Source organism: Streptomyces sp. NPDC093018 (assembly GCF_040684035.1).
In the GTDB taxonomy this organism is placed as follows: domain Bacteria; phylum Actinomycetota; class Actinomycetes; order Streptomycetales; family Streptomycetaceae; genus Streptomyces; species Streptomyces murinus.
The window spans coordinates 75596-101260 of the sequence record NZ_JBFBFF010000010.1 but is presented as its reverse complement, the minus strand read 5'-3'; the positions used below and the strand labels follow the sequence as shown (position 1 = coordinate 101260).

At 71.1% G+C, this 25665-nt stretch carries 25 protein-coding genes; 8 read left to right on the top strand and 17 right to left on the bottom strand.

Features of this window, described 5'->3' with window-relative positions; all coding sequences use genetic code 11:
- Nucleotides 1–3: 3 nt before the first annotated feature.
- The 8 genes from AB0N90_RS22705 to AB0N90_RS22670 form a co-directional block, all read right to left on the bottom strand.
- The gene (locus tag AB0N90_RS22705) at nucleotides 4–945 is read right to left on the bottom strand and encodes a hypothetical protein (RefSeq protein ID WP_365199297.1); all 942 of its coding nucleotides are present in this window, start codon (nucleotides 943–945) and stop codon (nucleotides 4–6) included.
- 16 nt (nucleotides 946–961) lie between these two features.
- A complete protein-coding gene (locus AB0N90_RS22700) occupies nucleotides 962–2074 on the bottom strand; it encodes a DUF3696 domain-containing protein (protein ID WP_365199295.1) in 1113 nt (370 codons plus the stop codon).
- Nucleotides 2071–3234 carry a DUF262 domain-containing protein gene (locus AB0N90_RS22695; protein ID WP_365199293.1) on the bottom strand — a complete coding sequence of 388 codons (1164 nt, stop codon included), beginning with the start codon at nucleotides 3232–3234 and terminating at the stop codon, nucleotides 2071–2073. Before AB0N90_RS22695 ends, AB0N90_RS22700 begins: the two co-directional genes overlap by 4 nt.
- 66 nt (nucleotides 3235–3300) lie before the next feature.
- Nucleotides 3301–4815 carry an MFS transporter gene (locus tag AB0N90_RS22690; RefSeq protein WP_365199291.1) on the bottom strand — a complete coding sequence of 505 codons (1515 nt, stop codon included), beginning with the start codon at nucleotides 4813–4815 and terminating at the stop codon, nucleotides 3301–3303.
- A complete protein-coding gene (locus AB0N90_RS22685) occupies nucleotides 4812–5363 on the bottom strand; it encodes a helix-turn-helix domain-containing protein (protein ID WP_365199288.1) in 552 nt (183 codons plus the stop codon). Before AB0N90_RS22685 ends, AB0N90_RS22690 begins: the two co-directional genes overlap by 4 nt.
- A 112-nt stretch (nucleotides 5364–5475) precedes the next feature.
- Nucleotides 5476–6447, bottom strand: coding sequence for an aldo/keto reductase (locus AB0N90_RS22680; RefSeq protein ID WP_365199285.1), 972 nt, complete (start codon nucleotides 6445–6447; stop codon nucleotides 5476–5478).
- Between the two features lie 163 nt (nucleotides 6448–6610).
- A complete protein-coding gene (argH, locus tag AB0N90_RS22675) occupies nucleotides 6611–8044 on the bottom strand; it encodes an argininosuccinate lyase (protein ID WP_365199282.1) in 1434 nt (477 codons plus the stop codon).
- Nucleotides 8045–8143: 99 nt separating this feature from the next.
- Complete coding sequence (locus AB0N90_RS22670) at nucleotides 8144–9337, bottom strand: argininosuccinate synthase (RefSeq protein ID WP_136101915.1); 1194 nt, start codon at nucleotides 9335–9337, stop codon at nucleotides 8144–8146.
- A 142-nt stretch (nucleotides 9338–9479) separates the two neighbouring features.
- Between AB0N90_RS22670 and AB0N90_RS22665 the strand changes: the two genes are divergently transcribed.
- Complete coding sequence (locus AB0N90_RS22665; protein WP_365199279.1) at nucleotides 9480–10067, top strand: pyridoxamine 5'-phosphate oxidase family protein; 588 nt, start codon at nucleotides 9480–9482, stop codon at nucleotides 10065–10067.
- Between the two features lie 2 nt (nucleotides 10068–10069).
- The gene (locus tag AB0N90_RS22660; RefSeq protein WP_361680096.1) at nucleotides 10070–10783 is read left to right on the top strand and encodes a L,D-transpeptidase family protein; all 714 of its coding nucleotides are present in this window, start codon (nucleotides 10070–10072) and stop codon (nucleotides 10781–10783) included.
- Nucleotides 10784–10842: 59 nt separating this feature from the next.
- Here the strand turns inward: AB0N90_RS22660 and AB0N90_RS22655 are convergent, their stop codons facing one another.
- Nucleotides 10843–12252 carry a HAMP domain-containing sensor histidine kinase gene (locus AB0N90_RS22655; RefSeq protein WP_365199588.1) on the bottom strand — a complete coding sequence of 470 codons (1410 nt, stop codon included), beginning with the start codon at nucleotides 12250–12252 and terminating at the stop codon, nucleotides 10843–10845.
- 218 nt (nucleotides 12253–12470) lie between these two features.
- A complete protein-coding gene (locus AB0N90_RS22650; protein WP_361680099.1) occupies nucleotides 12471–13217 on the bottom strand; it encodes a response regulator transcription factor in 747 nt (248 codons plus the stop codon).
- Between the two features lie 251 nt (nucleotides 13218–13468).
- Between AB0N90_RS22650 and AB0N90_RS22645 the strand changes: the two genes are divergently transcribed.
- The 5 genes from AB0N90_RS22645 to AB0N90_RS22625 all read left to right on the top strand — a co-directional run bounded on the left by AB0N90_RS22645 (nucleotide 13469) and on the right by AB0N90_RS22625 (nucleotide 18363).
- The gene (locus AB0N90_RS22645) at nucleotides 13469–14821 is read left to right on the top strand and encodes a ferredoxin reductase family protein (protein WP_365199275.1); all 1353 of its coding nucleotides are present in this window, start codon (nucleotides 13469–13471) and stop codon (nucleotides 14819–14821) included.
- Between the two features lie 10 nt (nucleotides 14822–14831).
- Nucleotides 14832–15377 carry an FMN-binding protein gene (locus AB0N90_RS22640; protein ID WP_365199272.1) on the top strand — a complete coding sequence of 182 codons (546 nt, stop codon included), beginning with the start codon at nucleotides 14832–14834 and terminating at the stop codon, nucleotides 15375–15377.
- A 25-nt stretch (nucleotides 15378–15402) separates the two neighbouring features.
- A complete protein-coding gene (locus tag AB0N90_RS22635; protein WP_365199586.1) occupies nucleotides 15403–16143 on the top strand; it encodes an FAD:protein FMN transferase in 741 nt (246 codons plus the stop codon).
- 96 nt (nucleotides 16144–16239) lie between these two features.
- Nucleotides 16240–16443: a hypothetical protein gene (locus AB0N90_RS22630; protein ID WP_361680107.1), complete on the top strand. Its 204-nt coding sequence runs from the start codon at nucleotides 16240–16242 to the stop codon at nucleotides 16441–16443.
- A 75-nt stretch (nucleotides 16444–16518) separates the two neighbouring features.
- Complete coding sequence (locus tag AB0N90_RS22625; protein WP_365199270.1) at nucleotides 16519–18363, top strand: ABC transporter ATP-binding protein; 1845 nt, start codon at nucleotides 16519–16521, stop codon at nucleotides 18361–18363.
- Nucleotides 18364–18405: 42 nt separating this feature from the next.
- Here the strand turns inward: AB0N90_RS22625 and AB0N90_RS22620 are convergent, their stop codons facing one another.
- The 7 genes from AB0N90_RS22620 to argC all read right to left on the bottom strand — a co-directional run bounded on the left by AB0N90_RS22620 (nucleotide 18406) and on the right by argC (nucleotide 24722).
- On the bottom strand, nucleotides 18406–19194 hold the full coding sequence (locus AB0N90_RS22620; protein ID WP_361680113.1) for a zf-HC2 domain-containing protein: 789 nt from the start codon (nucleotides 19192–19194) through the stop codon (nucleotides 18406–18408).
- A complete protein-coding gene (locus AB0N90_RS22615) occupies nucleotides 19184–19771 on the bottom strand; it encodes a sigma-70 family RNA polymerase sigma factor (RefSeq protein WP_086809001.1) in 588 nt (195 codons plus the stop codon). The genes AB0N90_RS22620 and AB0N90_RS22615 overlap by 11 nt, the downstream gene beginning before the upstream one ends.
- A 111-nt stretch (nucleotides 19772–19882) precedes the next feature.
- On the bottom strand, nucleotides 19883–20428 hold the full coding sequence (locus AB0N90_RS22610; protein WP_361680116.1) for an arginine repressor: 546 nt from the start codon (nucleotides 20426–20428) through the stop codon (nucleotides 19883–19885).
- A gap of 7 nt (nucleotides 20429–20435) precedes the next feature.
- Nucleotides 20436–21644 (bottom strand): acetylornithine transaminase, encoded by a 1209-nt coding sequence (locus AB0N90_RS22605; protein ID WP_365199267.1) that lies wholly within the window; start codon nucleotides 21642–21644, stop codon nucleotides 20436–20438.
- Entirely contained in the window at nucleotides 21641–22549 is a 909-nt protein-coding gene (gene argB, locus AB0N90_RS22600; RefSeq protein ID WP_361680122.1) for an acetylglutamate kinase, read from the bottom strand. Before argB ends, AB0N90_RS22605 begins: the two co-directional genes overlap by 4 nt.
- Entirely contained in the window at nucleotides 22546–23697 is a 1152-nt protein-coding gene (gene argJ / locus AB0N90_RS22595) for a bifunctional glutamate N-acetyltransferase/amino-acid acetyltransferase ArgJ (protein WP_365199264.1), read from the bottom strand. Before argJ ends, argB begins: the two co-directional genes overlap by 4 nt.
- Nucleotides 23694–24722, bottom strand: coding sequence for an N-acetyl-gamma-glutamyl-phosphate reductase (gene argC, locus AB0N90_RS22590; protein ID WP_365199262.1), 1029 nt, complete (start codon nucleotides 24720–24722; stop codon nucleotides 23694–23696). The genes argJ and argC overlap by 4 nt, the downstream gene beginning before the upstream one ends.
- A 199-nt stretch (nucleotides 24723–24921) precedes the next feature.
- Here argC and AB0N90_RS22585 point away from each other — a divergent pair, with 199 nt between their 5' ends.
- On the top strand, nucleotides 24922–25623 hold the full coding sequence (locus AB0N90_RS22585; RefSeq protein WP_365199260.1) for a DUF4232 domain-containing protein: 702 nt from the start codon (nucleotides 24922–24924) through the stop codon (nucleotides 25621–25623).
- The last annotated feature ends 42 nt before the right edge of the window (nucleotides 25624–25665 follow it).

The window sequence follows — 25665 nt, the reverse complement described above, 5'->3', positions numbered from 1 at the left end:
CGCTCAGGTGTCCAAGTGGTCAGTGAAGATCCCGATCAGCATGCGGCCGTCGAGACGCTGTTCGGGCAGACTGAAATGCACACGGTTACGGTGTCTTTCCTTCTTTCCGTGCCACTCGCAGCGGTAGGTCTCGCCATCATGGTCGACGTCTCTCTGCTTCATGATGCCGGGCTTGGAGCGAGTGTTGGGGCTCTCTGGCGACAAATCCAGCCCGAAGCGGCCCAGTTCGGCCTGGACGGCGTGTGGTTGTCCCGCGTGAGCCGCGAGTGCCTCTGCGAAGTGATCGTTGACCACGGCGAGGATCTTCACCACCCAGTCACGCATCTGCGCATACGATCCGTCGAACTTACGGAAGGAGAGTGAGTCGGCGAACACGAGTCCCGTGAAGGCATCACGGGCCAGATCCAAGAAGTCCGGCTCCGCGACGTCCTCGCGCGAGAAAAGCGGGCGCCAGAATTCCGGAAGAGCTGAATCCTCACCGAGGAAGAAAACCTCCGCCGTCTCGGGGAGCCCTTGCCCCGTCCCGTCTTTCGCGCCGACCGGTTGCCAGCCACGACGAGCCTCACTCGCGAAAACCAGGCACCCGACGTGATGTCTTTGCCGGGTCCGCCACCAGGCATAACCGATGGACCAGGCCGGATCCTGGGTGACCCCACCCAGCTCGACTCGGTCGGGGAGGCCGGGCAAGTCCGTGTCCCAGGCGGGACAGCGGTCCATGAGGCGCACCATCCTCAGCCGGGCATCACGGCCGACCTTCGGAGCCTCGCCCTCGTAGAGAACGTCGTACAGCTCTCGCCCCTCCACGCATTCCGTCTCGATCCAGTATGGCGAGACGGCGACCGTGCGCTGCTCGGACACGGTGTCGAGTACATCGCTGAAGTCGTTCAACAGATCCGTGAGCCGCTCCTCCGTCAGCCCTCGGAAGTCGAAGGACGACTCGTCCACGACGAACCGGTAAGACTCACCGCCCCCGGCGCCTGGCACGTGCCAGCCTCCCCAAGTCATGTTCGATCTGGTCGAAGAAGCCCTGCGGCCATTCCGTCAGTTCACCTTTCTCGGTGAACTCGATGGGGATCGAACCGACCTCTTCGTCACCGAAGTAGTGAACGATCGCGTGCTCCGGTGCCAGCACTCGCTCTTCCGCCACGGCCAGCCGCGCGCCGTTGAGGACATGATCGCTGTGTGTTTCCACGATCACTTGGGCTCCCGCCCCGGCGACACGCGCGAGGAAACGACCGAGCTTGGACTGACCGCCCGGGTGGAGGTGGGCCTCCGGATTCTCGACGATCAGGAGGTCACCTGGGCGGGTGAGAAGACCGGCCACAATCACCGGCAGCGCGTACGAGAAGCCGAAACCCATATTGGTGGGGCGGATCGGCTCGCTGAGCAGTCCCGGTTCCTGAAACCGAATAGTGCTGGCCGTAATGCCCGGCGGCCACTGAGCGGTGATCTTTGTGGAGCGAATGATATCAGAAGCCCACATTTCCACCTGTGTCCGGAGGGTGGTGACGTTATGAGTGTCATGGGTCCTCGGATGCAGCAGCGACTCGTGGACTGGCCGTGTCTCATGCAAGGCCAGTACCTGCGCTGTGTATTCGCCCCGTACACCGATACCGATGAGGTCGGGGTGCTCGGCGGAGACTCCGAGCTGGTCGCGAGGGCCGAGGCGTTCCGCACAAAGGTAGGTGAACGCGCTTCCCTTGCCGCTCAGCTCCGGCAGGGGCCGAGCTGGACCACCCGTCACCTCAAGGTAGAGAGCCTGCTCATCGGGGACAGTGAATTGGCAAGCGTTCGGCTCGATGCCTGGGTCGCTGGCGACCTCGATCTCGATGGTCGAATCGGGAGCGCTGGGGTGCAGCACCTCGTGTGCTTTCCCGAGGGCAAGCCCGTAAGGACCGTTGAGCTGGACTACGCCCCCGTCGGGTGCCTCCGAGAGCTGCCGGACAAGCAGGAGAGACTGGATCGTCGTGCTCTTACCCGTGCCGTTGAGTCCGGTGAGAACAGTTAGCGGTCGCATCACGAACGAGGCATGAGTAAAGCGCTTGAAGGAGCGGACCCGCAGAGAGGTGATCATTTTCCGGCCTCTGCGGCCTTCGCCGTAGCACGGAACCGGTACCACACGCGATTCACGTCGCCTGTAGACGACGTGATGGCTTCTAGGTACCTCCAATCACGGGACATGAGGGTGCGCGCGGCCCTGACAATGGCATCATTGCGCAGCGCAAGATCCTCGGTCTCGATTTCAGCCAGCGTTATCGACCAGGTTTCAAAAAGCGCACGGTTGATCGGATTACGTCCACCGAAGTGATACATGGGCCATTTACGAAACGCGTGAGCACCAAAGACAAGGCGAGCGTTCACCATGGCCTTACGGAAGCCCGTCATGAGGTTATCGACAGTAACATCGTCCACTTCGCTCGGGTTGTCGAGCATTCTTGTGGTACGTTGAAGGAACGTGTCCATAGCAGCACATTTTGCATAGCCCTCCGTACCCATCAGCCAGAACGCGGCGAACCGCAAAGCCATTTCCCGGTCGTTCATCCGGATATGGCCGCCCATGCCATTGGTAGCTGCGTTGAATTCCTCGCTGGATGTCATGTCCCGGAGGATGTTCCGGCTACGGTCCTTACTCATACAGTGCCGGATCTCCTGCGCATTCAGCGGCGTGCCGCCCGTGTTGATGCGCTTGAAGATGTCGTACATGACATCCGGCGGGGTCGTCGGGTCAATGACGTGAGTGACGATCTGCGTATTATGGATACGCCGCTTCCAGGGAGCGGGCAGCCCCTCGAACCGTCTGTCTTCGGCCACATCCTTCAGATATTCGAGCCCTTTGAGCACGAATCCGTCACCGCGTACGAATTCATGAATGGTCGAAAGCCGCTGCAGACCGTCCACGACCCGCATATAGCCGTCGGCGTCCTCGGCGAAGTAGAAGGCAGGAAGTGGGATCTGCAGCAACACCGACTCGATCAGCCGGGATTTTTGCACAGGATTCCAGACCCGGCCACGCTGGAAGTCCGGAGCAAGCTCCAGGGACTCGTCCTCGATCATGTCCAGAGCATTTCGCAGAGAGAACTGCTTGGTGTTTACGCGGATCTGCTCCGGATTCCACGGACGGGCGATCTCCGGCGGAGCATCTTCGGCCTCGGTCTCCGCCTCGACATCGGTTCCGATGTCGAGAAAGTGTTCTTCCGTGATTTTCGGTGGCTCATGGATGTCCGAGGTCGTCATGGGAGTGATCGTAGCCCTGCGGCGACGCACCGGAGCCGCTCACAAGGAACGCCCACGGCATCCGGCTCAGCGCAGAGAGCACCCCTTCAGCAGGAACCACGCCGCGATCGCCGTGCCCAGCAGGACGACCGCGCCCGCGCCGGAGGCCAGGTGGAGGCCGTGGACGAAGGCGTCGCGGGCCGCGGCCAGGAGGGACTCGGCGGTCTGCGGGGGCAGGTGGGCCGATGCCTGCACGGCGGCGCCCAGTGAGTCATGGGCGCCCGGCGGGGTGCCGGCCGGGCCGCGGAAGCCGCTGTAGACGGCGGTCACGATGGAGCCGAGGAGGGCGATGCCGAGGGCGGCGCCCAGTTCGTAGGCCGTCTCGGAGACCGCGGAGGCGGAGCCCGCCTGCTCCTTGGGGACGCTGGAGAGGATGACGTCGGCGGTGACCGTGAAGGACAGGCCCGCGCCGACGCCCACCACCAGCAGGGCGGCGCCGAGCACCGGATAGCCCGTGCTCTGGCCGAGGCAGGTCAGCACGGCCAGGGACAGGCCGACCGCGGCGAGCCCGGCCGAGACCACCGAGCGGACCGAGAAGCGCCGGGCGGCGCTGCCCGCGGCCAGTCCGGCCGCCACCGCGCCCACGGCGGCGGGCAGTTCGGCCAGGCCCGCCTCGAACGGGCGCCTGTCCTGGACGAGTTGGAGGTACTGGGAGAGGAAGAAGACCAGGCCGGACATGCCGAGCACGGTCAGCAGGTCGGCGAGGACCGCGCCGCTGAAGCCGCGGTGCCGGAACAGCCGCATGTCCAGCAGCGGGGCCGGCATGGTCAGCTGGCGGCGTACGAAGCCGTACAGCGCGCCCGCGCCCAGCAGACCCGCGGCGAGCGTGGGCCAGGAGAAGCCGTGGGTGGCCGCCTCCTTGACGGCGTAGACCACGCCGATCATGCCGATGAGCGACAGCAGCACACTGGCCAGGTCCCAGGGGCCCGGGTTCGGGTTGCGGGACTCGGGCAGGGTGCGGATGCCGACCAGGACGAGGACCGCCATCACCGGCAGGTTGATCAGGAAGACCGAGCCCCACCAGAAGTGCTCCAGCAGGAAGCCGCCGACGATGGGACCGACCGCCGTACCGGCCGAGGCCGTCGCGCCCCAGATGCCGACGGCGAGGCTGCGCTCGCGCGGGTCGTGGAAGAGGTTGCGGATCAGGGCGAGGGTGGCCGGCATCAGGGTCGCGCCCGCGACTCCGAGCAGCGCCCGCGCCAGGATCATCAACTCCGGTGACGAGGCGTAGGCGTTGAGCACGGATATCGCGCCGAACGCGGTGGCGCCGCAGAGCAGGATCCGCTTGCGGCCGATGCGGTCGCCGAGGCTGCCCATGGAGACCAGCAGGCCGGCGATGACGAAGGAATAGACGTCACCGATCCACAGCAGCTGGGTGCCGGAGGGGTGCAGGTCCTCGCTGATGTAGGGGGTCGCCAGGCCGAGGACGGTGGCGTCGACGGCCACCAGCAGCACGGCCAGGACGAGGACGCAGAGCGCGAGCCAGCGGCCCGGACGCTTCTCCGCCTCCGTCACGCTTGCCGGCCGCATGGTGCTGGTCATGATTCCTCTCTCCGTAGAGCGCCGCCGAGCAGTAGTTCGGCGACCATGGTCGGGAAGTCGCGGGCGGCCACCCGGCCGTCCAGGGTGGCCCAGGCGCAGGAGGCGGTCAGGCCGTACAGCGCCTCGGTGAGCCAGGCGGGGGTCAGGTCGATACGGAACTCGCCGTCCTGCTGTCCGCGCTGGAACAGGGCGCCGATCCGGCTGTCGAGCCGCTGCCAGCCGTCGTTCTGCCGGTCGCCCTCCCACAGCTGGCTCTCGCCGTACAGGAAGGCGAGCAGTCCCGCGGCCGGCTGGATCTCGCGGACCAGCCGGCGTACGCCGTCGGTCGCGGTGCCCTCCTCCGGGCGGGCCCGGTCCAGTGCCGCCTCGCACTCGGCGATGCCGAGCGCCTCCAGCGCCCGTACCAGCGCGTCGCGGCCGGCGAAATGCCGGTGCAGCGTCGCCCGGCTGATCCCGGCGGCCTTGGCGACCTCGTCCATGGTCGCGGTGGATTTACGGGTCAGCAGGGCAGCGGCGCTGCGCAGTACATGGTCTCGGTCCAGGGCCATGAGACAAGAGTAGCCCATGTGAGACACAAATGTCTCATCATGGGCATGTACGACTCATCGTCGCTGGTCAGCGAGGGGTCAGCGGGAGACTTGGGTCAGCGGGGGTCTTCGATCAGTGCCAGGGCAGCTGTCCGCGCCGCTCCCAGTACACGCGCGGCTCCTCCGTGAGCGTGGCGAGGCGGGTCATCCGGTCCGCGTCCAGGTCGACGGCGGGCGCGTGCAGGTTGGAGGAGAGCTGGGTGAGGGTCGCGGCGCCGGAGAGGACGACGCCCACCCAGGGGTGGCGCAGGATCCAGGCGAGGGCGACGGCGTCACAGCCGAGCCCCTCCTCGGCGGCGATCGACCGCAGCGCCTCGGGGGCGTTCGGGCCGGCGAGCCGGCCGTTGGCCATGCCCTCCTTGACGATCACGGTCAGCCCGGCGTCATGGGCCTCGGCGAGGGCGGGGGCGGCCGAGTGCTCCAGGATGTTGAACGTCGACTGGACGGTGCGGAAGAGGGGCTCGCCGTCGACCGTCACCGCGAGGGCGGCGCGGACGGTGTCCGCCTGCCGGGGCCCGCTGGTGGAGAAGCCGATGGTCAGCCCCCCGGCGGCGGCCTCCGCGAGCCGCGCGTGGAGTTCCTTGTCGGTGAGGGCGGGGCTGTCCGGGGTGAGCGAGTGGATCTGGTAGAGGTCGAGCCGGTCGCCGAGCAGCGCGTCGGACTCGGCGCGCTGCCGCTCGTACGTCGCCAGGGTGTGGTCCTTGACCTCGTGCCGCTCGGCGTCGGTGGACCAGTCGGCGGTGTAGGTGTAGCCCCACTTGCTGCCGATCACCACGTCGTCGATGCCCGGGTTCGCCGCCAGCCACTGGGCGAGGAACTCCTCCGAACGGCCGTAGGAGCGGGCCACGTCGAAGTAGCGGACGCCCTGCGCGTAGGCGGCGTCCAGGAGTTCATGGGTACGGGTGCGCAGGGCGTCGACGCTGCGGTCCGCGCCGAGGTCGTCGTCCCGGCCGAGGTTGATGTAGCCGGGGCGACCGACGGCGGCGAGACCGAGTCCGAGGTGGCAGGTCGGGGTGGTCGCGTGGGCGAGGCGGGCGAAGGGCATCGCGGGCTCCGTTGGGTCGGCTCCGGTTCGGCTTGCGACCAACGTAACCCGCGAGGGGCTCCGCCCAGGGGCGTGGCTCGTGCGGTGGGTGCGCGAGTGCGAGTGCGTCCGGGTTGCTCGCGCCCACGCGGCGGCAGCCGCATATCGGCACAGCCCCGCGCCCCTAACGGGGCTTTTTCGCCTCCGCCCACCGGTGCTGCCGGGCCACGTCCGTCTTGACCTCGGCCAGCTGCACCGCCACCGCGCTCGGGGCCGTACCGCCGCGGCCGTTGCGGGAGGCCAGGGCGCCGGGGACGTTCAGGACGGTGCGGACCTCGGGGGTGAGGTGGGCGGAGATCTTGGCGAACTGCTCGTCCGTCAGCTCGTCCAGCTCCTTGCCCTCGGCCTCGGCGGCCTTGACGCACTCCCCCGCGACCTCGTGCGCCACCCGGAAGGGAACGCCCTGGCGGACCAGCCACTCGGCGATGTCGGTGGCGAGGGAGAAGCCGGCCGGGGCCAGCTCCGCCATGCGCTCGCGGTGCACGGTGAGGGTGGCCATCATGCCGGTGAAGGCGGGCAGCAGGATCTCCAGCTGGTCGCAGGAGTCGAAGACCGGCTCCTTGTCCTCCTGGAGGTCGCGGTTGTAGGCGAGGGGCAGCGCCTTGAGCGTGGCCAGCAGACCGGTCAGATTGCCGATCAGGCGGCCGGACTTGCCCCGGGCCAGCTCCGCGATGTCCGGGTTCTTCTTCTGCGGCATGATCGAGGAGCCGGTGGAGAACGCGTCATGGAGGGTGACGAAGGAGAACTCCTTCGTGTTCCAGATGATGATCTCCTCGGCGATCCGGGAGAGGTTCACGCCGATCATCGCGGTGATGAACGCGAACTCCGCGACGAAGTCCCGGGAGGCCGTGCCGTCGATGGAGTTGGCGGCGCTGCCGTGTTCGAACCCGAGGTCCGCGGCCACCGCCTCCGGGTCCAGGCCGAGCGAGGAGCCGGCCAGGGCGCCGGAGCCGTACGGCGACACCGCCGTGCGCTCGTCCCACTGGCGCAGCCGCTCCGCGTCCCGGGACAGGGACTGGACATGGGCGAGGACATGGTGGGCGAAGAGCACCGGCTGGGCGTGCTGGAGGTGGGTGCGGCCGGGCATCGCCACGTCCGGGTGGGCCTCGGCCAGGCCGACCAGGGCGTCCTGGAGGTCGGCGATCAGGCCGCCGATGATCCGGGCGTGGTCCCTGAGGTACATCCGGAAGAGGGTGGCCACCTGGTCGTTGCGGGACCGGCCGGCGCGGAGTTTGCCGCCGAGGTCCGGGCCGAGGCGCTCCAGCAGACCGCGCTCCAGGGCGGTGTGCACGTCCTCGTCGGCGATGGTGCCGGTGAAGGAGCCGTCGGCGACGTCCGCCTCCAGCCGGTCGAGCCCGGCGATCATGCGGGTCAGCTCGTCCTCGGTGAGGAGTCCGGCCTTGTGCAGCACACGGGCGTGGGCGCGCGAGCCGGCGATGTCGTAGGGCGCGAGCCGCCAGTCGAAGTGGACGGACGCGGACAGCTTCGCCAGGGCCTCGGCGGGACCGTCGGCGAAACGGCCGCCCCAGAGCCGTACGTCACCGCTGTTGCTGCTCACTGCGTTGCTCCTCGGAGTGTGTCTGTGCGGCCGCCTCCCCACCCTTGCAGGTGGGGAGGCGGCCGTCGGCGTGCTGCGGGCGAGGTGAACCCGTAGGGGTTACGCGAGATCCCGCTTGGCGGCGATCTTCGACGACAGGCTGTAGATGTCGATGAAGCCCTTGGCCGCGGCCTGGTCGAAGCTGTCGCCGGTGTCGTAGGTGGCGAGGTTGAAGTCGTACAGGGACGACTCGGAGCGCCGGCCGGTGACGACCGCGCGGCCGCCGTGCAGGGTCATCCGGATGTCGCCGTTGACCTGCTGGTTGGCCTCGTTGATGAAGCCGTCCAGGGCGCGCTTGAGCGGGGAGAACCACTGGCCGTCGTAGACCAGCTCGCCCCAGCGCTGCTCGACCTGGCGCTTGTAGCGGGCCAGCTCGCGCTCGACCGTGACGTTCTCCAGCTCCTGGTGGGCGGTGATCAGGGCGATCGCGCCGGGGGCCTCGTAGACCTCGCGGGACTTGATGCCGACCAGGCGGTCCTCGACCATGTCGATCCGGCCGATGCCCTGGCCGCCCGCGCGCTCGTTGAGCTGCTGGATGGCCTGGAGGACGGTGACGGGCCTGCCGTCGATCGCGACCGGGACGCCCTGCTTGAAGCTGATGACGACCTCGTCGGCCTCGCGCGCGGTGGCGGGGTTGGAGGTGTACTCGTAGATGTCCTCGATCGGGGCGTTCCAGATGTCCTCCAGGAAGCCCGTCTCGACGGCGCGTCCGAAGACGTTCTGGTCGATGGAGTACGGGGACTTCTTGGTGGTGGCGATCGGGAGCTGCTTGGCCTCGCAGAAGGCGATCGCCTTGTCCCGGGTCATCGCGTAGTCGCGGACCGGGGCGATGCACTTCAGGTCGGGGGCGAGGGCGACGATGCCGGCCTCGAAGCGGACCTGGTCATTGCCCTTGCCGGTGCAGCCGTGGGCGACCGTGGTGGCGCCGTGCTTCTGGGCGGCGGCCACGAGGTGCTTGACGATCGTCGGCCGGGAGAGGGCGGAGACCAGCGGGTAGCGGTCCATGTACAGGGCGTTGGCCTTGATCGCCGGGAGGCAGTACTCGTCGGCGAACTCGTCCTTGGCGTCGGCGACCTCGGCCTCGACCGCACCGCACGCGAGGGCGCGCTTGCGGATGACGTCCAGGTCCTCGCCGCCCTGGCCGACGTCGACCGCAACGGCGATGACCTCGGCGCCCGTCTCCTCGGCGATCCAGCCGATGGCGACGGAGGTGTCCAGACCGCCTGAGTAGGCGAGTACGACGCGCTCGGTCACGGGGTTTCTCCTCACAGTGCATTCGCTGATATGCATGAGTATGCAGTACACCGCATGGTTCGTCAATCACCCCTCCGAGTGATGCGTGCGGGGCCCGAGAATCCTTAGACAGCCAAAAGAGTTCCGGGGATAATCCGCGGGCATGGGAAAGACCTACGAGCGCATCGACGGCAGGCTCCGTACGTTCATCGAGGAACAGCCCCTCTTCTTCACCGCGACCGCGCCGCTGTCCGGCGACGGCCGGGTCAACCTCTCCCCCAAGGGCCTCAAGGGCTCGTTCGCCGTACTGGACGAACTCACCGTGGCCTACCTGGACTTCGCCGGATCCAACGCGGAGACCATCGCCCATCTGCGCGAGAACGGGCGGATCACGCTGATGTGGTGCGCCTTCCAGGGCCCGCCGAACATCGTGCGGGTGCACGGCCGGGGCGAGCCGGTCTTCCGCGACGACCCGCGCTTTTGCGGACTGCTCGCCCGCTTCCCCGGCGTCGACACCCGCGCGCACGGGCTGCGCGCGGTCATCGTGGTGCACGCCGAGCTGGTGCGGGACACCTGCGGGTACGCCGTCCCCTTCATGGCCTACGAGGAGGAGCGCGATCTGCACGAGCGGCGCTTCGCGCGGGAGGACGACGCCTCCCTGAACGACTACTTCACCAAGAAGGAGCACATCGCCAGGAGCCTGGACGGACTGCCCGGGCTGCCGTTGCCGCTGCCCCCGTCTAGCGTCTGAGCATGCGCCCCGGTGTCGTCGCCAGCCTCCTGTCCGCCTCCGTGCTCGGCCTGCTCGGGGCCGCGCCCGCGCCGCGCGCGCCGGTCCCGGTGCCGCTGCCCGCACGCCTCGCGGACACCGGCGGCGGCACCCAGCTGATCATCGCGCAGGCGCCGGACACCTCGTCCACGACGGGCACGGTCAGCTGGTGGGACCTGCGCGACGGCACCTGGACCCGGGCCGGTTCCGCGCCGGCGCGGTTCGGGGCGAAGGGGCTGGTCGAGGGGAACGCGCGCACCCAGGGGACGGACACGACACCGACCGGGTTGTACGACCTTCCGTTCGGGTTCGGGGTCAAGGCGGCGCCGGCCGGCACGGGGATCTCCTACCGGGCGGTGAAGGAGAGTTCCTGGTGGTGCCAGGACAACGCGTCGTCGTCGTACAACCGCTGGACGGATCCGCTGCCGGGCGACTGCCGGGCCGCGGAGGCGGAGCATCTGAGCGCGTACGCCGGGCAGTACGCGTACGCGCTCGTCGTGGGGTTCAACTACCACCGGCCGGTGCGGGGGCGGGGGGCCGGGATCTTCCTGCATGTCGACGGGGCCGGGGCGACGGCCGGTTGTGTGTCGGTGCCGGAGGATGCCATGCGACGGATCCTCCGGTGGGTGGTGCCGGGGGCCGCGCCGCGTATCGCCATCGGCACGGAGGGCGGCGCCACCGGGGTCACCCGGTATTGATCTGCTCTGCGCCCGCGCGGCGGAGCCGCTTGTCGACGCGGCCTCGCGCCCCTGGCTGCTTATCCGGTCGGCAGCTTCACCGTGAACGTCGTGGAGCCCGGTGTGCTCTCCACGCCGACCGTGCCCCCATGTGCCTCCACCACCGCGGACACGATCGACAGGCCGAGGCCCGCGCCCGTGGCGGAGGCGTCGCCGTGGCGGCGGTGGTCGGCGCGGGTGAAGCGTTCGAAGACGGCGGAGCGCAGCTCCTCGGGTATGCCGGGGCCGTCGTCGTGGACGCAGAGGAGGACGGAGCCGGGGCCGGCGCCGGGGTCCAGGGTGAGGGTGACCTTGGTGCCAACAGGTGTGTGCAAACGGGCGTTGGCCAACAGGTTGGCCAACACCTGGTGGAGGCGGTGGGCGTCGCCGGTGACCGTGACCGGGTCCTCCGGGAGGTCAAGGGCCCAGCCGTGGCCGGGGCCCGCGGCGCGGGCGTCGGTGACCGCGTCCAGGACCAGCCGGGTCAGATCGACCGGGCCGCGCTCCAGCGGGCGCCCCGCGTCGAGGCGGGCGAGCAGCAGCAGGTCGTCCACCATCAGGCCCATCCGGGAGGACTCGGCGGCGATGCGCTCCAGGGCCCGGGTGATCTCCGGTGGCACCGGCCCCGGATGCAGCAGGCCCAGTTCGGCGTGGCCGCGCACCGAGGCGACCGGCGTGCGCAGCTCATGACTGGCGTCGGCGGCGAACCGGCGCAGCCGCTCCTCACTGGCGTGCCGCTTGGTGAGCGCGTCCTCGACATGCCAGAGCATGCCGTTGAGGGCCGCGGCGACCTGGCCGACCTCGCTGTGCGGGTCGGCGACGGGGGCGCGCGGGGGCAGTGCCACCACGCCGCTGGCGAGCGGGAGTTCACTGACCCGGGTGGCGGTGGCGGTGACCCGGCCGAGGGGGCGCAGGGACCAGCGGACCCAGAGGGCGCCGCTCACCCCGGCCGTCACGAGGGCGAGGCCGAAGACGATCCCGGCGACCAGTTCCAGGCGGTGCACGGCCGCCTCGACGGGCTTCAGCGGGAGCCCGGCCATCAGGATGTCGCCGTCGCGGCCGGGGGTGGCGACGACCCGGTAGTGGCCCAGGTCGGAGAGTTCGACGGTGTGCGGGCGGCCGTCGTCCGGGATCCGGGCGAGCCGTTCGGCGTCCCGCGCGGTCAGCGTGATGTCCAGGTCGACGGAGAGGTCGCCGGAGCGGATGAGGCCCTTGTCCGTGACGGCGCCGCCGCGCAGGCAGGCGCCGAAGGTGCCGGTGGCCATCCGGCGGGTATCGGCGTCCTCGTCCCCGTCGTGGTCGTCGGGCAGCTTGCCGTGGTGCTCCAGGCTCTCCGGGAACCGGGTGCCGACCTGGGCGAGCTGCTCGTCCAGGCGCTGGGTGAGGAAGCCGTTCAGCTCGACCACGGCGGCCACCCCGACCGCGGCGCAGCTCACCGCGAGCAGCACCACCAGGCCGAAGGTGATCCGGGCGCGCAGGGTGCGGAAGCGGGGCAGCCGGGCGAGAAGGCCACCGGGTCGCGTCCGGCCGCCGGACGCCGCCCGGTCACCGTCCTTCACGCGGCACGCTTCTTTCGCGCCGCCCCCGTCCTTCGCGCGGTCACGGCCACCCACCCGCACCCGGCCACCGGTTCTCCCCCGCTCACCGGTCCTCCCCCGCTCACCGATCCTCACCCGGTCACCGGTTTCAGTACGTACCCCGCCCCGCGCACCGTGTGGATCATGGGCTCGCGGCCGGCGTCGATCTTCTTGCGCAGGTAGGAGATGTACAGCTCGACCACATGGGCGCGACCGCCGAAGTCGTAGGACCAGACCCGGTCGAGGATCTGCGCCTTGCTGAGGACGCGGCGGGGGTTGCGCATCAGGAAGCGCAGCAGCTCGAACTCGGTCGGCGAGAGTTCGATCAGCTCGCCGGCCCGGGTCACCTCGCGGGCGTCCTCGTCCATCACCAGGTCGCCGACGACCAGCCCGGGGTCCTCCTCCGGCTCCGGGCGGCGGGCCATGCCGGCGCGGCGCAGCAGTCCGCGCAGCCGGGCCACGACCTCCTCCAGGCTGAAGGGCTTGGTGACGTAGTCGTCGCCGCCCGCGGTGAGCCCGGCGATCCGGTCCTCGACCGCGTCCCGGGCGGTGAGGAAGAGCACGCACACCTCGGGCTGGGTCTCGTGCAGCCGGCGCAGCACGGTGAAGCCGTCCATGTCGGGCAGCATCACGTCCAGCACGACGGCGTCGGGCGCCAGCTCGCGCGCGGCGGTGAGGGCGGCGGCGCCGTCACCGGCGGCGCGCACCTGCCAGCCCTCGTAGCGCAGGGCGCCGGTGAGCACCTCGGCGAGGTCGGGGTCGTCGTCCACGACGAGGACACGCAGCGCGGTGCCGTCGGGGCGGGTGAGGGCCGGGCGGCCGGAACGGGTCGTGTTCATCGCGCCTCCCAGCATCGCGGGTGCGCGCGGCGCCCGGTCGCCGCGGCGGCTCTGAGTTTCCTCTGAGTGGGCTCGGCGCAGTGTCGTACTCCCTGGTCAGGGCGGTGTGTGAGAGCTCGCTGAGACCTCTGTGAGAAAGCCCTCAGAGAACCGGCCGCGGGGCCCCTTCTCAGAGGCGCCTCAGAGCTGGGTCCCGCACAGTGGCTCCGGCCGGCCGGTGGCCCGGGCGGCGGACGAAGGGAACGGCACTGATGACAGCCGTGGACATGAGACGGGCGGCACCGCCCCGGCCGGGGGTCGCGCGGCGCTCCCCGGCGGGGCCGCTGCTGGCGGTGCTGTGGGCGGGGGCGGCGGCCGTGGTCGGGCTGTGGTGGGCGGACACCGCCTCCGTGGCCGGCGCGGCGGGCTGGCTGACCGGTGCGGGGCGGCTCGCCGGGCTGCTGTGCGGGTACGCCTGCGCGGTGCTGGTCGGCCTGATGGCGCGGGTCCCGGCGCTGGAGAACCGGGTGGGCTCGGACCGGGTGGCCCGCTGGCACGCGATGGCCGGGCGGTACACGGTGTGCCTGCTGGTGGCGCACATCGTGCTGATCCTCACCGGGTACGCCGCGCAGGACCGGGCGTCGCTGTGGCACGAGGCGGTCACCGTGGTGCTGGACTACCCGGACATGCTGAAGGCCACCGCGGGCACGCTGATCCTGTTCGCGGTCGGCATCACCTCGGCGCGGACGGCCCGGCGCCGGATGCGGCACGAGTTCTGGTACTACGTCCATCTGCTGACGTACGCGGCCGTGTTCCTGGCCTTCTTCCACCAGGTGTCGCTGGGCGAGCAGTTCAACGGCGAGCCGGTGGCGACGGCCGCCTGGTACGCGCTGTACCTCGGGGTCGCGGCGCTCGTGGTGTGGTTCCGGGTCCTCGCGCCGGTCCGGCTCAACCGGCGCCACCGGCTGCGGGTGGAGTCGGTGACGCGGGAGGCGCCGGGGGTGTTCTCGGTCGTGGTGCGCGGGCGGGACCTCGATCTGCTGGGCGCGCGCCCCGGGCAGTTCTTCCGGTGGCGGTTCCTCGCCGAGGGGATGGCCTGGACGTCCACGCCGTACTCGCTGTCGGCGCCGCCGCGCCCGGAGCGGCTGCGGATCACGGTGAAGGCGCTGGGCGACCACAGCGCGGCGATATCCACGCTCCGGCCCGGCACCCGGGTGTGGGCGGAGGGCCCCTACGGCGCGCTGACCGCCGACCGGGCGACCGGCGGGCGGTCCCTGCTGATCGCGGCCGGTGTCGGCATCACCCCGCTGCGGGCCCTGTTCGAGACGCTGCCCGGCGAGGTCACGCTGCTGTACCGGGCGCGCTCGGCACAGGATCTGGCGCTGGGCGGGGAGCTGGAGGCGATAGCGCGGTGGCGCGGCGCGAAGGTGCTGTACGCGCTGAACGGTCCGGGCGGCGAGCGGCCCCGCATCACCGCGGCGTCGCTGCGGGCGCGCTTCCCCGGTCTGCCCGCCTATGACGTCTACATCTGCGGGCCCCATGGGTTCGCCCGGGACGTGTACGAGGCCCTGCGCGCGGCGGGTTCGCCGGACCGCCGTATCCATCACGAGTCGTTCGAGCTGTGAGGCCGAGGTCATGCACGCATTGAGGAAGAACCGCCCGCTGCGCCGCATCGTGCTGGCGAGTGCCACGACGGTCTCCGCCGTGGTGCTGCTGCTGTCCCTGAAGCCGCACACCGGCCCGGGTCTCGCCCTGGGCGCGTCGGCGCAGGGCTCCGGGGGCGGCGCGAGCGCGCCCGCCGCTTCCGGAGGTTCCTCGGCGGCCGGGAGTTCCTCGCCGTCCGGCGGCGCATCGGAGCCCGGCGGTGCATCGGCAACCGGCGGTGCCCCGGCGGCCGGAGGGGCCGCGAGGACCGTCACCGGTGAGACCGCGCAGACCCGCTGGGGTCCGGTCCAGGTACGGGTGACGGTCAAGGGCGGCAGGCTCACCGAGGTGACGGCCGTGCGGTACCCCACGGAGAACCCGCGCGACCAGGAGATCAACAGCTACGCGCTTCCCCAGCTGCGGCGCGAGGCGCTGGCCGCGCAGAGCGCGCGGATCGACATGGTCTCGGGCGCGACGTACACCAGCGCCGGCTACCTGCAGTCGCTCCAGTCCGCCCTGGACCGGGTCCATGGGTGAGGGCGCCCGGCACGCGGAGGAGGTCATGGGGACCGTGTTCTCCTTCGATGTGCGGGGCGGCGAGGCCGGCGCGGTGCGGGCGGCGCTCGGGGAGGTGGTGGCTCGACTGCACGAGGTGGACGCGGTGTTCAGCACCTATCGCGCGGACAGCGCGGTGTCGCGGCTGGCCCGGGGCGAGCTGACCGTGGAGCGCTGCCCGGCCGAGGTCGCACGGGTGCTGGGGCTCGCGGCGGAGGCGGAGCGGGTGAGCGAGGGGTGGTTCAGCGCGCGGTACCGGGGGGTGCCGGATCCCACCGGGATCGTCAAGGGGTGGGCGGCGGAGCGGGCGGCGCGGCGGCTGGCCGAGGTGGCCGGGGTGAGGGGGGTCAGCGTCAGCGGCGGCGGCGATGTGCAGTCGCTGGGCGCGCCGGAGCCGGGGCGGCCCTGGCGGGTGGGGATCGCGGACCCGCTGCGGCCTGGCGGGCTGATCGCGGTGGTGTCGACGGCGGGGGCGAGCGAACTGGCCGTGGCCACCTCGGGCACGGCCGAGCGGGGCGCGCACATCACGGACCCTCACTCCGGGCGGCCCGCGGTCACCGACCTGGTGGCGGTGACCGTGGTGGCACCTCGTCTGACCTGGGCGGACTGCTGGGCCACGGCCGCGTTCGCACGGGGGTCGCGGGCGGGCCTCGGATGGCTGGAGTCGCTGCCGGACACCGAGGCGCTGCTGCTCACGGCGGACGGCGAGGTGCTCCACACCGCGGGACTGATCACGTACATAGCGTGAAAAAGGGGTTGAAAGGGAAATTTTTTCGCCGAAGAGCCATCCCTGTGCCGCCCTCGGACGTATCCCAGGTGCAGCAAATTTTCCGGGAGGAACACCATGGCTATCTTCAGCAGTCTGCTGCCCAAGGGTGGCGGCGGCCACGGCCGGGGTCACGGCCGTGACCACGACGACGACCGCTTCGACGCCTTCGACCGCTTCGACCGCCACGGACACCGGCACGGCGACCGCCACGGTCACGGCCATGACCACGGACGCGGTGGCCACGGTCACGGCGGACGCGGCGGCCACGGCGGCTACTGACCGACCCCCACAGGCTGAGCGGACCGGGGCCCGGAGGACCCGGTCCGCCCGGCCGCTGTCCGAGGAACGCATCCCATGGCGCAAGTCCTGCGGCGTCTGCTGTCCTGGGGAGACCCCGATGGCTCCTCCTCCGACATCCCCGAGGCATCCGGCGATGTCGTCGCGGCCGCGCCCACCGTCTCACCGCGCGCGGTCTTCCGCCGGTTCTGGCCCTACACCCGCGGCAACCGGCGCTGGCTCGCCCCGCTGCTGCTGCTCAGCCTGACCGGACCGGTCATCGACGCCGGTGAACTGTGGCTGTTCAAGAGCGTCGTGGACCAGGTGCTGGTCCCCCGGGACCTGCACCCCTTTCTGTGGATCGCCCCGGCCTACCTGGGGCTGATCCTTTGCTCCGGCATCCTCGGCTTCGCCGACGAGATGACCTCCACCTGGGTCGGCGAACGCTTTCTGCTCTCGCTGCGCTGCGATGTCTTCCGGCATGTGCAGGGCCTGTCCCTCGGCTTCTTCGAACGCCGCCGGCTCGGCGATGTGCTCTCCCGCGTCACGGGTGATGTGGACGCGGTCGAGACCTTTCTGCTCTCGGGCGTGGCGGACGCCCTGTACTACGTGCTCCAACTGGCCGTCTTCGTCGGCCTGTTGTTCTATCTGAGCTGGGATCTGACCCTGCTCGCGCTGGTCATCGTGCCCCTGTTCTGGGGCGCGGCCCGGCACTTCTCGCGGCTGATCAAGGACGCCTCCCGGGAGCGCAGACGGCGCACCGGCTCGCTCAGCGCGATCGCCGAGGAGGTGCTCGGCAATGTCGCGCTCGTGCAGGCGTACAACCGGCAGGGCTGGGAGGCGCGCCGGTTCGAGCGGGAGAGTGTGGGGCGGTTCCGGGCGGTGATGGCCTCGACGCGGATCCGGTCCCTGTACGCCCCGCTCGTGGAGATCATCGAGGTGGTGGGCGGGCTCGCGGTGCTTGGCCTCGGCACCTGGAAGCTGTCCCAGGGCCAGCTCACCCTCGGCGGGCTGCTGGTCTTCCTCGCCCTGATCGGCAAGATGTACAGCCCCGTGCACGGCCTGTCCGGGCTCGGCACCACCTTCTACTCCGCCGCCGCCTCGGCCGAGCGGATCATCGAACTGCTGGACCAGCGGCCGCAGGTCACCGAGCGCGCCGGTGCCCGCCCGCGCGGCCGGGCGCGCGGGGCGGTGGAGTTCGACGGCGTCTGGTTCCGCTACCCAGGCGCCGGTCCCTGGGCCCTGGCCGACGTGTCGTTCCGGGCGGCGCCGGGCGAGACGCTGGCGCTGGTCGGGGCGAGCGGCGCGGGCAAGTCCACCGCCGCGCGGCTCCAGTTGCGCTTCTACGACCCCGACCGGGGCGCGGTCCGGCTCGACGGCACCGATCTGCGCGAACTGCGCCTGGCCGATGTGCGCGAGAGCGTCGCGGTGGTGCTCCAGGAGACCCTGGTCTTCCACGGCACGGTGCGGGAGAACATCGCCTACGGCCGCCCGGAGGCGTCCGAGGCGGAGATCGTCGCGGCGGCGCGGGCGGCGGACGCGCACGAGTTCATCGAACGGCTCCCGGACGGCTACGACACCCTCGTCGGGCAGCGCGGCCGCACCCTGTCCGGCGGTCAGTGCCAGCGCCTCGCGATCGCCCGCGCGATGGTCAGGGACGCGCCCGTGCTGCTCCTCGACGAGCCGACCACCGGGATCGACGCGGGCTCCGGCCGGCGGATCATGGAGCCGCTGCGCCGGCTGATGGCCGGGCGGACCACCATCGTCATCTCGCACAATCTGCTCACCGTGCGCGACGCCACCCGGATCGTGGTGCTGGACCGGGGCCGGGTCGTGGAGGACGGCGCCCACGGCGATCTGCTGGTGCGCGACGGGATGTACGCCCGGCTGCACCGGCTGAACACCGGCACCGTGCTGTCTTGAGCCCTCGGCTGTCTTAAGCCCTCGCCGTCCCGGTGGCCGCCCTCATGTCTGCTGGGACGGCACATGCGTCTCCCGGGTCAGTACGTGCCCGGTCTGGAGGTGGGCGCGGGCGAGGACCGTGCCGTCGGCGGAGGTCAGCCGGGCGCCGGAGACCGCGTCCGCGTCCACGGGCGCCTGGGCCCCCCAGTGGCCCTGCCCGTTGCGCACGGTGAAGTCGCCCACGCGCACGGTCGTGCCGTCGGAGCGCTCCAGCACGCAGCTGACCCGGCCGCTGTACGCGCTGCCGTGCCCGGCGAGGTCGACGGTCACGAAGATCCAGCCGGGGCTGCCGGGGTGGGCGTAGACCTCGCCGATGGGCGAGCCGTCGGCGGCCGAGTCCGCGGTCATGTCGCCGACCAGCATGGGCTCGGACTCCATGGTGTGCGGGGCCGAGGCGGTGACCGTCTCCACGGCGGTGCCGATGCCCCAGCCGGCGAACCCGGCGACCACCGCGAGGCCCGCCGCGGCCGCCCCGAGCCGGATCCGGGCCCGGCGTGCCCGCCCGCGCAGCACCGGGAACGCGGGGGCGCGCGCGGCGGTGCGCCCGTCCGCGGCCGCCTGCTGGGCGAGGCTGCGGGCCACCCGGGACTCGAAGCCCAGCGGCGGCTCCTGGCAGGGCAGCAGGCCGATCAGCCGGTCGCCGACCAGGGTCAGCTGCCGGACGAACTCCCGGCAGTCCGCGCAGGTGTCCAGATGGGCGACCGCCTCCGCGCGCTCCCGGCCGGGCAGCACGCCCAGCGCCAGCTCGGCGCCGATCTCGCGCATTTTCTCGCAGTTCGCGTCACTGGACATGGCCGCCTCGCTCCGGAGCCGACAGTGTGGTGCGCAGTTTGCCCATCGCCGCTCTGATGCGGGTCTTGGCGGTGCCCAGCGGGATCTGTTCCGTGTCGGCGACCTGCTGGGCGGTCATTCCGTAGATACCGGCCATCATCAGGGCCCGCGCCTGTTCGCGGGGCAGCCGGGAGACCGCGGCCCGCAGCCGGGCGGAGGCCTCGTCGGCCAGCGCCCAGCGCTCGGGGGTCTCGGTGACGGTGCCGAGGAGGGCGTCGAGGTCCTCGGGGGCCACCGGCTCGGTGCGCCGGGCGCGTACCGCGTCGATGGCCAGGTTGTGCGCGATGGTGGTCAGCCAGGTGGTGACCGAACCACGGCGCGAGTCGTAGATCTGCGCGTGCCGCCACGCGCGTTCGAACGTCTGCTGGGCGACGTCCTCGGCGAGCTGACGGTCCCCGGTGACGGCCATGGCGACACCGAAGACCCGGTGCTGGAAACGTCGTACGAAGACGACGGCCAGCTCCTGGTCTCCGGTGGCCAGCCCGGACAGCAGAGCCTCGTCCGGGAGGCGACCCACGGGGAACCGCAAACCCGACACACCTCTTTGTACGGCCGACGGCCGCAGGGAGATTGCTGCTCCCGTTCAGGGAGATTGCCGCTTCCATTCTCCGCCGCGGGGCGGGGGCCCGCATGCCGGTCGGGGTCCGGCTCAGTGGCCGTTCTGCGCGAGCTTGAGCAGATGGTCCGCGAGGGCCTGGCCGCCGGTCGGGTCGCGGCTGATCAGCAGCAGGGTGTCGTCGCCCGCGATGGTGCCGAGGATGTCGTGGAGCTCGGCCTGGTCGATGGCCGAGGCGAGGAACTGGGCGGCCCCGGGCGGGGTGCGCAGCACCACCAGGTTGGCCGAGGCCTCCGCGGAGATCAGCAGTTCCTGGGACAGCCGTCGCATCCGCTCCTCCTTGGCGGACTCGCCGAGCGGTGCGCGCGGGGTGCGGAAGCCGCCCTCGCTGGGCACGGCGTAGATGAGATCGCCGTCGTTGTTGCGGATCTTGACCGCGTTCAGCTCGTCGAGGTCCCGGCTCAGCGTCGCCTGGGTGACGCTGAGCCCGTCGTCGGCGAGCAGCTTGGCCAGCTGGCTCTGCGAGCGCACCGGCTCCCGGTTGAGGATGTCCACGATCCGGCGGTGCCGTGCGGTGCGGGTCTGCGGCACGGCGGGCCCGGCACCTGTCTGCTGCTCGTGCTCCTGCGCGTGGCTCATCGTCGTCTCATTCTCCGGATCGTCCGTCCCCGCCTGCGTCGAGGATGCCGGGCAGCGCCTGGAGCAGGGCGCCCGCCTCGTCGTCGCGCAGGTTCAGCGGAGGCATGAGCCGTACGACGTCGGGGGCGGGGGCGTTCACCAGGAAGCCGGCCTCCTGGGCCGCCTGCTGCACCTCGTGCGCGCGCGGCCCGGTGAGCACGATACCCAGGAGCAGGCCCGCACCCCGGACATGGCCGACCAGCGGGTGGCCCAGCGCCTCGATGCCCGCGCGCAGCTTCTCGCCCTGCCGCTTCACGTTCTCCAGCAGTCCCTCGCCCTCGATGGTGTCGAGGACGGCGAGGCCCGCGGCGCAGGCGACCGGGTTGCCGCCGAAGGTCGTACCGTGCTGGCCGGGCCGGAGCAGTTCGGCGGCGCGGCCGAAGGCGACCGTGGCGCCGAGCGGGAGGCCGCCGCCGAGCTGCTTGGCGAGGGTGACCACATCGGGCAGCACCCCCTCGTGGGCCTGGTAGGCGAACCAGGTGCCGGTGCGGCCGACGCCGGTCTGCACCTCGTCCAGGACCAGCAGGGCGCCGGTGGCGGCGGTGATGGCGCGGGCGGCCTTGAGATAGCCGGCCGGGGGCACGACCACGCCGTTCTCGCCCTGGATCGGTTCGATGATCACCAGGGCGGTCTCGTCGGTGACGGCCGCGGCCAGGGCCTGGGCATCGCCGTAGGGGACATGGGTGACATCGCCGGGCAGCGGCCGGAAGGGGTCCTGCTTGGCGGGCTGCCCGGTGAGCGCGAGGGCGCCCATCGTACGGCCGTGGAAGCCGCCCTCGGTGGCGACGACATGGGTGCGCCCGGTGAGCCGGCCGATCTTGAAGGCGGCCTCGTTGGCCTCGGCGCCCGAGTTGCAGAAGAACACCCGGCCCTCGCGGCCGAAGAGCTGGAGCAGCCGTTCGGCGAGCGCGATGGGCGGCTCGGCCATGAACAGGTTGGAGACATGGCCGAGGGAGGCGATCTGCTTGCTGACGGCGTCCACGATCGCCGGGTGGGCGTGGCCGAGCGCGTTGGTGGCGATGCCGCCCACGAAGTCGGTGTACGCGCGGCCCTCGGCGTCCCACACGGTGGTGCCCGCGCCGCGTACCAGGGGCAGGCGGGGGGTGCCGTAGTTGTCCATGAGCGCGCCCTGCCAGCGCCGGGTCAGGTCCTGGTTGCCGGTCTGGTGCCCCGTCACTGTGTGTCCCCTTCGGGCTCGTCGGGCACGACCATGGTGCCGATGCCCTCGTCGGTGAAGATCTCCAGCAGGATGGAGTGCTGTACCCGGCCGTCGATGACGCGGGCGGTGCGCACGCCGCCGCGCACCGCGTGCAGGCAGCCCTGCATCTTGGGCACCATGCCGGAGCTCAACTCCGGCAGCAGCTTCTCCAGTTGGGTGGCGGTGAGGCGGCTGATCACCTCGTCGGAGTGCGGCCAGTCCTCGTAGAGGCCCTCGACATCGGTGAGGACCATGAGCGTTTCGGCGCCAAGGGCCGCAGCGAGTGCCGCAGCCGCCGTATCAGCATTGACGTTGTAGACATGACCGTCGTCCTGACTGCGGGCGATGGAGGAGACGACCGGGATGCGGCCGTCGGCGAGCAGGGCTTCGATGGCGCCGGTGTCGATCGCGGTGATCTCGCCGACGCGCCCGATGTCGACCAGCTCCCCGTCGATCTCGGGCAGATGCTTGGTGGCGGTGATGGTGTGCGCGTCCTCGCCGGTGAGGCCGACGGCGAGCGGGCCGTGCTGGTTGAGCAGGCCGACCAGTTCGCGCTGCACCTGTCCGGCGAGCACCATCCGTACGACGTCCATGGCGTCCGCGGTGGTGACCCGCAGGCCCGCCTTGAACTCGCTGACGATGCCGTGCCGGTCGAGGGCGGCGCTGATCTGGGGGCCGCCGCCGTGCACCACGACCGGCCTGAGTCCGGCGTGCCGCAGGAAGACGACGTCCTGGGCGAAGGCGGCCTTCAGCTCCTCGTCCACCATGGCGTTGCCGCCGAACTTGATGACGACGGTCTTTCCGTGGTGCCGGGTCAGCCAGGGCAGCGCCTCGACGAGGATCTGCGCCTTGGGCAGGGCCGTGTGCTTACGGGTCGTGGTCATGAGGAGTAGGCGCTGTTCTCGTGGACGTAGTCGGCGGTGAGGTCGTTGGTCCAGATCGTCGCGGTCTCGGTGCCGGCGGCGAGGTCGGCCACGATGTGGACCTCGCGGTAGCGCATGTCGACCAGGTCGCGGTCCTCGCCGACGGAGCCGTTCTTGCACACCCAGACGCCGTTGATGGCGACGTTGAGCTGGTCGGGCTCGAAGACGGCGCTCGTGGTGCCGATCGCGGACAGGACGCGGCCCCAGTTGGGGTCCTCGCCGTGGAGGGCGCACTTGAGGAGGTTGTTGCGGGCGATGGAGCGGCCCACCTCGACGGCGTCCGCCTCGCTGGCCGCGCCCACGACCTCGACCTTGATGTCCTTGCTCGCGCCCTCGGCGTCGCCGATGAGCTGGCGGCCGAGGTCGTCGCAGACCTGCCGTACGGCCTCGGCGAAGGCGTCGTACTCCGGGGTGATGCCGGAGGCGCCGGAGGAGAGCAGCAGCACGGTGTCGTTGGTGGACATGCAGCCGTCGGAGTCGACGCGGTCGAAGGTGACCTTGGTGGCGGCGCGCAGGGCCTTGTCCAGGGTGGCGTCGTCCACATCGGCGTCGGTGGTGATGACGACCAGCATGGTGGCGAGGCCGGGGGCGAGCATGCCGGCGCCCTTGGCCATGCCGCCGACCGTCCAGCCGGGCCCGGTGGCGACCGAGGTCTTGTGCACGGTGTCGGTGGTCTTGATGGCGATGGCGGCCTTCTCGCCGCCGTGCTCGGACAGCTGGGCGGCGGCGGTGCCGATGCCGGGGAGCAGCTTGTCCATGGGCAGCAGGACGCCGATGAGGCCGGTGGAGCAGACGGCGACCTCGATGGCGCCGCGACCGAGGACCTCGCCCGCCTGCTCGGCCGTCGCATGGGTGTCCTGGAAACCCTGGGGGCCCGTACAGGCGTTGGCACCACCGGAGTTGAGGACCACGGCGGAGACCTGGCCGCTCTTCATGACCTGCTCGGACCACAGCACCGGCGCGGCCTTGACGCGGTTGGCGGTGAAGACGCCGGCGGCGGCACGGCGGGGCCCGTCGTTGACCACGAGGGCCAGGTCCGGGTTGCCGTTCTGCTTGATCCCGGCGGCGATACCGGCCGCCCGGAATCCCTTGGCTGCCGTGACGCTCACGGTGCGACTCCGATCGTGGAAAGCCCGGTGGTCTCGGTGAGACCCAGGGCGAGGTTCATGCTCTGGACGGCACCGCCGGCGGTGCCCTTGGTCAGGTTGTCGATGGCGCTGATCGCGATGATGCGGCCCGCGGCCGCGTCGTACGCGACCTGCACCTGAACGGCGTTGGAACCGTGGACGGCGGCCGTCGCGGGCCACTGCCCCTCGGGCAGCAGGTGGACGAACGGCTCGTCGGCGTACGCCTTCTCGTACGCGGCGCGCACGGTCTGCTCGTCCACTCCGGGGACGGCCTTCGCGCTGCACGTGGCGAGGATGCCGCGGGGCATCGGGGCGAGGGTCGGCGTGAAGGAGACGGTGATCGGCTCCCCCGCGACCGCGCCGAGGTTCTGGATCATCTCGGGGGTGTGCCGGTGGCCGCCGCCGACGCCGTACGGCGACATGCTGCCCATGACCTCGCTGCCCAGCAGGTGCGCCTTGGGTGCCTTGCCCGCGCCGGAGGTGCCGGAGGCGGCGACGATCACGGCCTCGGGCTCGGCGATCCGCGCCGCGTACGCCGGGAAGAGGGCGAGGGTCGCGGCGGTGGGGTAGCAGCCGGGCACGGCGATCCGCTTGGTGCCGGTGAGCGCGGCGCGGGCGCCGGGCAGCTCGGGCAGGCCGTAGGGCCAGGTGCCGGCGTGCGGGGAGCCGTAGAACTTCTCCCAGTCGGCCGCGTCCTTCAGCCGGAAGTCGGCGCCCATGTCGATCACGAGCACGTCCGGGCCGAGCTGTTCGGCGACGGCGGCGGACTGGCCGTGCGGCAGCGCGAGGAAGACCACGTCGTGCCCGGCGAGGCTCTCGGCCGTGGTCTCGGCCAGCACCCGGTCGGCCAGCGGCCACAGGTGGGGCTGAAGCGCCCCGAGCCGTTGCCCGGCGTTGGAGTTCCCGGTCAGGGCCCCGATCTCGACCTCGGGGTGCGCGAGGAGCAGCCGCAGGACCTCTCCGCCCGCGTATCCGCTCGCTCCGGCAACCGCCGCACGTACCGCCATGTCCGTCCTCCTCTGGATGGCATGACTATACGCATCTCTGCACGTTTATGCAATGAGTTATGCGGAGGCAGGGGGCGGTCCGGCGACGGCCGCTGCGGGCCGTGACCGAACAAGGACATCGTAGAGAACCGCCCGTAGCTGGCTGCGGGATACAAAGGTTCCCGACCACGCGCAGTGCACTGTTTCTGGGGGAAACACCGTGAAGACCACGCGAATCACCGCTCTCGCCGCCCTCGGCCTCGTCGCCACCCTCTCGCTCACCGCCTGCGGCAACGACTCCGGGAAGGACACGTCCTCGAAGGGCGCCGCGGCCTCGTCCGCGCCCACGGATGCGTCCTCGGCGTCGTCCTCGGGCTCCTCGTCCTCCGAGGGTGGCTCGCAGCCGGGGGGCTCGGGCTCCGGTGGCTCGGCGGCCGGGCAGTCGGCGTCGTCCTCCGGCGGGAGCGGCAAGGCCGGGACCGGTAGCACGAGCGGCGGGACGGCGACCAGCGGCAAGGTCACGTTCTGCAGGACGGCGGACCTGGCGATCGACGCCGCGAACGCCTCGCCCGACAAGGCGTCCGGCAGGATCGACGTCACCATGGTCAACCGGGGTTCGACCACCTGCTCGGCGACGGGCTTCGCGGGCGTCGACATCAAGGACGCCGACCACACCTCCAGCCCCATCGAGCGCGGCCCCGCCCAGCCGCGTGTCACCACCCTGAAGCCCGGCGACGCCGCCGTCTTCGACATCGCCTACGACATCGACCCCAGCGGCAAGAGCCTCGCGTCCCCGACCGACATCCTGGTCACGCCCCCGAACGAGACCCACACCGTGACCCTGAAGTGGCCCACGGGCGCGGGGGCGATCAAGGGCGCCTACACCGACGTCCAGGTCTACCCGACGCACACCACCAAGTAGCCGCGACCACCGCGGCCGGCAGGGGGGCGGCGCCCGACGGGG

Bases quoted from the DNA above. Each gene is read 5' to 3' on its own strand.
- AB0N90_RS22620 (WP_361680113.1), bottom strand. From the start codon at position 19,194: ATGTCCAGTGACGCGAACTGCGAGAAAATGCGCGAGATCGGCGCCGAG.
- AB0N90_RS22695 (WP_365199293.1), bottom strand. From the start codon at position 3,234: ATGACGACCTCGGACATCCATGAGCCACCGAAAATCACGGAAGAACAC.
- AB0N90_RS22690 (WP_365199291.1), bottom strand. From the start codon at position 4,815: ATGACCAGCACCATGCGGCCGGCAAGCGTGACGGAGGCGGAGAAGCGT.
- AB0N90_RS22685 (WP_365199288.1), bottom strand. From the start codon at position 5,363: ATGGCCCTGGACCGAGACCATGTACTGCGCAGCGCCGCTGCCCTGCTG.
- AB0N90_RS22650 (WP_361680099.1), bottom strand. From the start codon at position 13,217: ATGAACACGACCCGTTCCGGCCGCCCGGCCCTCACCCGCCCCGACGGC.
- AB0N90_RS22625 (WP_365199270.1), top strand. From the start codon at position 16,519: ATGGCGCAAGTCCTGCGGCGTCTGCTGTCCTGGGGAGACCCCGATGGC.
- AB0N90_RS22700 (WP_365199295.1), bottom strand. From the start codon at position 2,074: ATGATCACCTCTCTGCGGGTCCGCTCCTTCAAGCGCTTTACTCATGCC.
- AB0N90_RS22680 (WP_365199285.1), bottom strand. From the start codon at position 6,447: ATGCCCTTCGCCCGCCTCGCCCACGCGACCACCCCGACCTGCCACCTC.
- AB0N90_RS22635 (WP_365199586.1), top strand. From the start codon at position 15,403: ATGGGGACCGTGTTCTCCTTCGATGTGCGGGGCGGCGAGGCCGGCGCG.
- AB0N90_RS22660 (WP_361680096.1), top strand. From the start codon at position 10,070: ATGCGCCCCGGTGTCGTCGCCAGCCTCCTGTCCGCCTCCGTGCTCGGC.
- AB0N90_RS22630 (WP_361680107.1), top strand. From the start codon at position 16,240: ATGGCTATCTTCAGCAGTCTGCTGCCCAAGGGTGGCGGCGGCCACGGC.
- AB0N90_RS22665 (WP_365199279.1), top strand. From the start codon at position 9,480: ATGGGAAAGACCTACGAGCGCATCGACGGCAGGCTCCGTACGTTCATC.
- argB (WP_361680122.1), bottom strand. From the start codon at position 22,549: ATGACCACGACCCGTAAGCACACGGCCCTGCCCAAGGCGCAGATCCTC.
- AB0N90_RS22645 (WP_365199275.1), top strand. From the start codon at position 13,469: ATGACAGCCGTGGACATGAGACGGGCGGCACCGCCCCGGCCGGGGGTC.
- AB0N90_RS22610 (WP_361680116.1), bottom strand. From the start codon at position 20,428: ATGAGCCACGCGCAGGAGCACGAGCAGCAGACAGGTGCCGGGCCCGCC.
- AB0N90_RS22640 (WP_365199272.1), top strand. From the start codon at position 14,832: ATGCACGCATTGAGGAAGAACCGCCCGCTGCGCCGCATCGTGCTGGCG.
- argC (WP_365199262.1), bottom strand. From the start codon at position 24,722: ATGGCGGTACGTGCGGCGGTTGCCGGAGCGAGCGGATACGCGGGCGGA.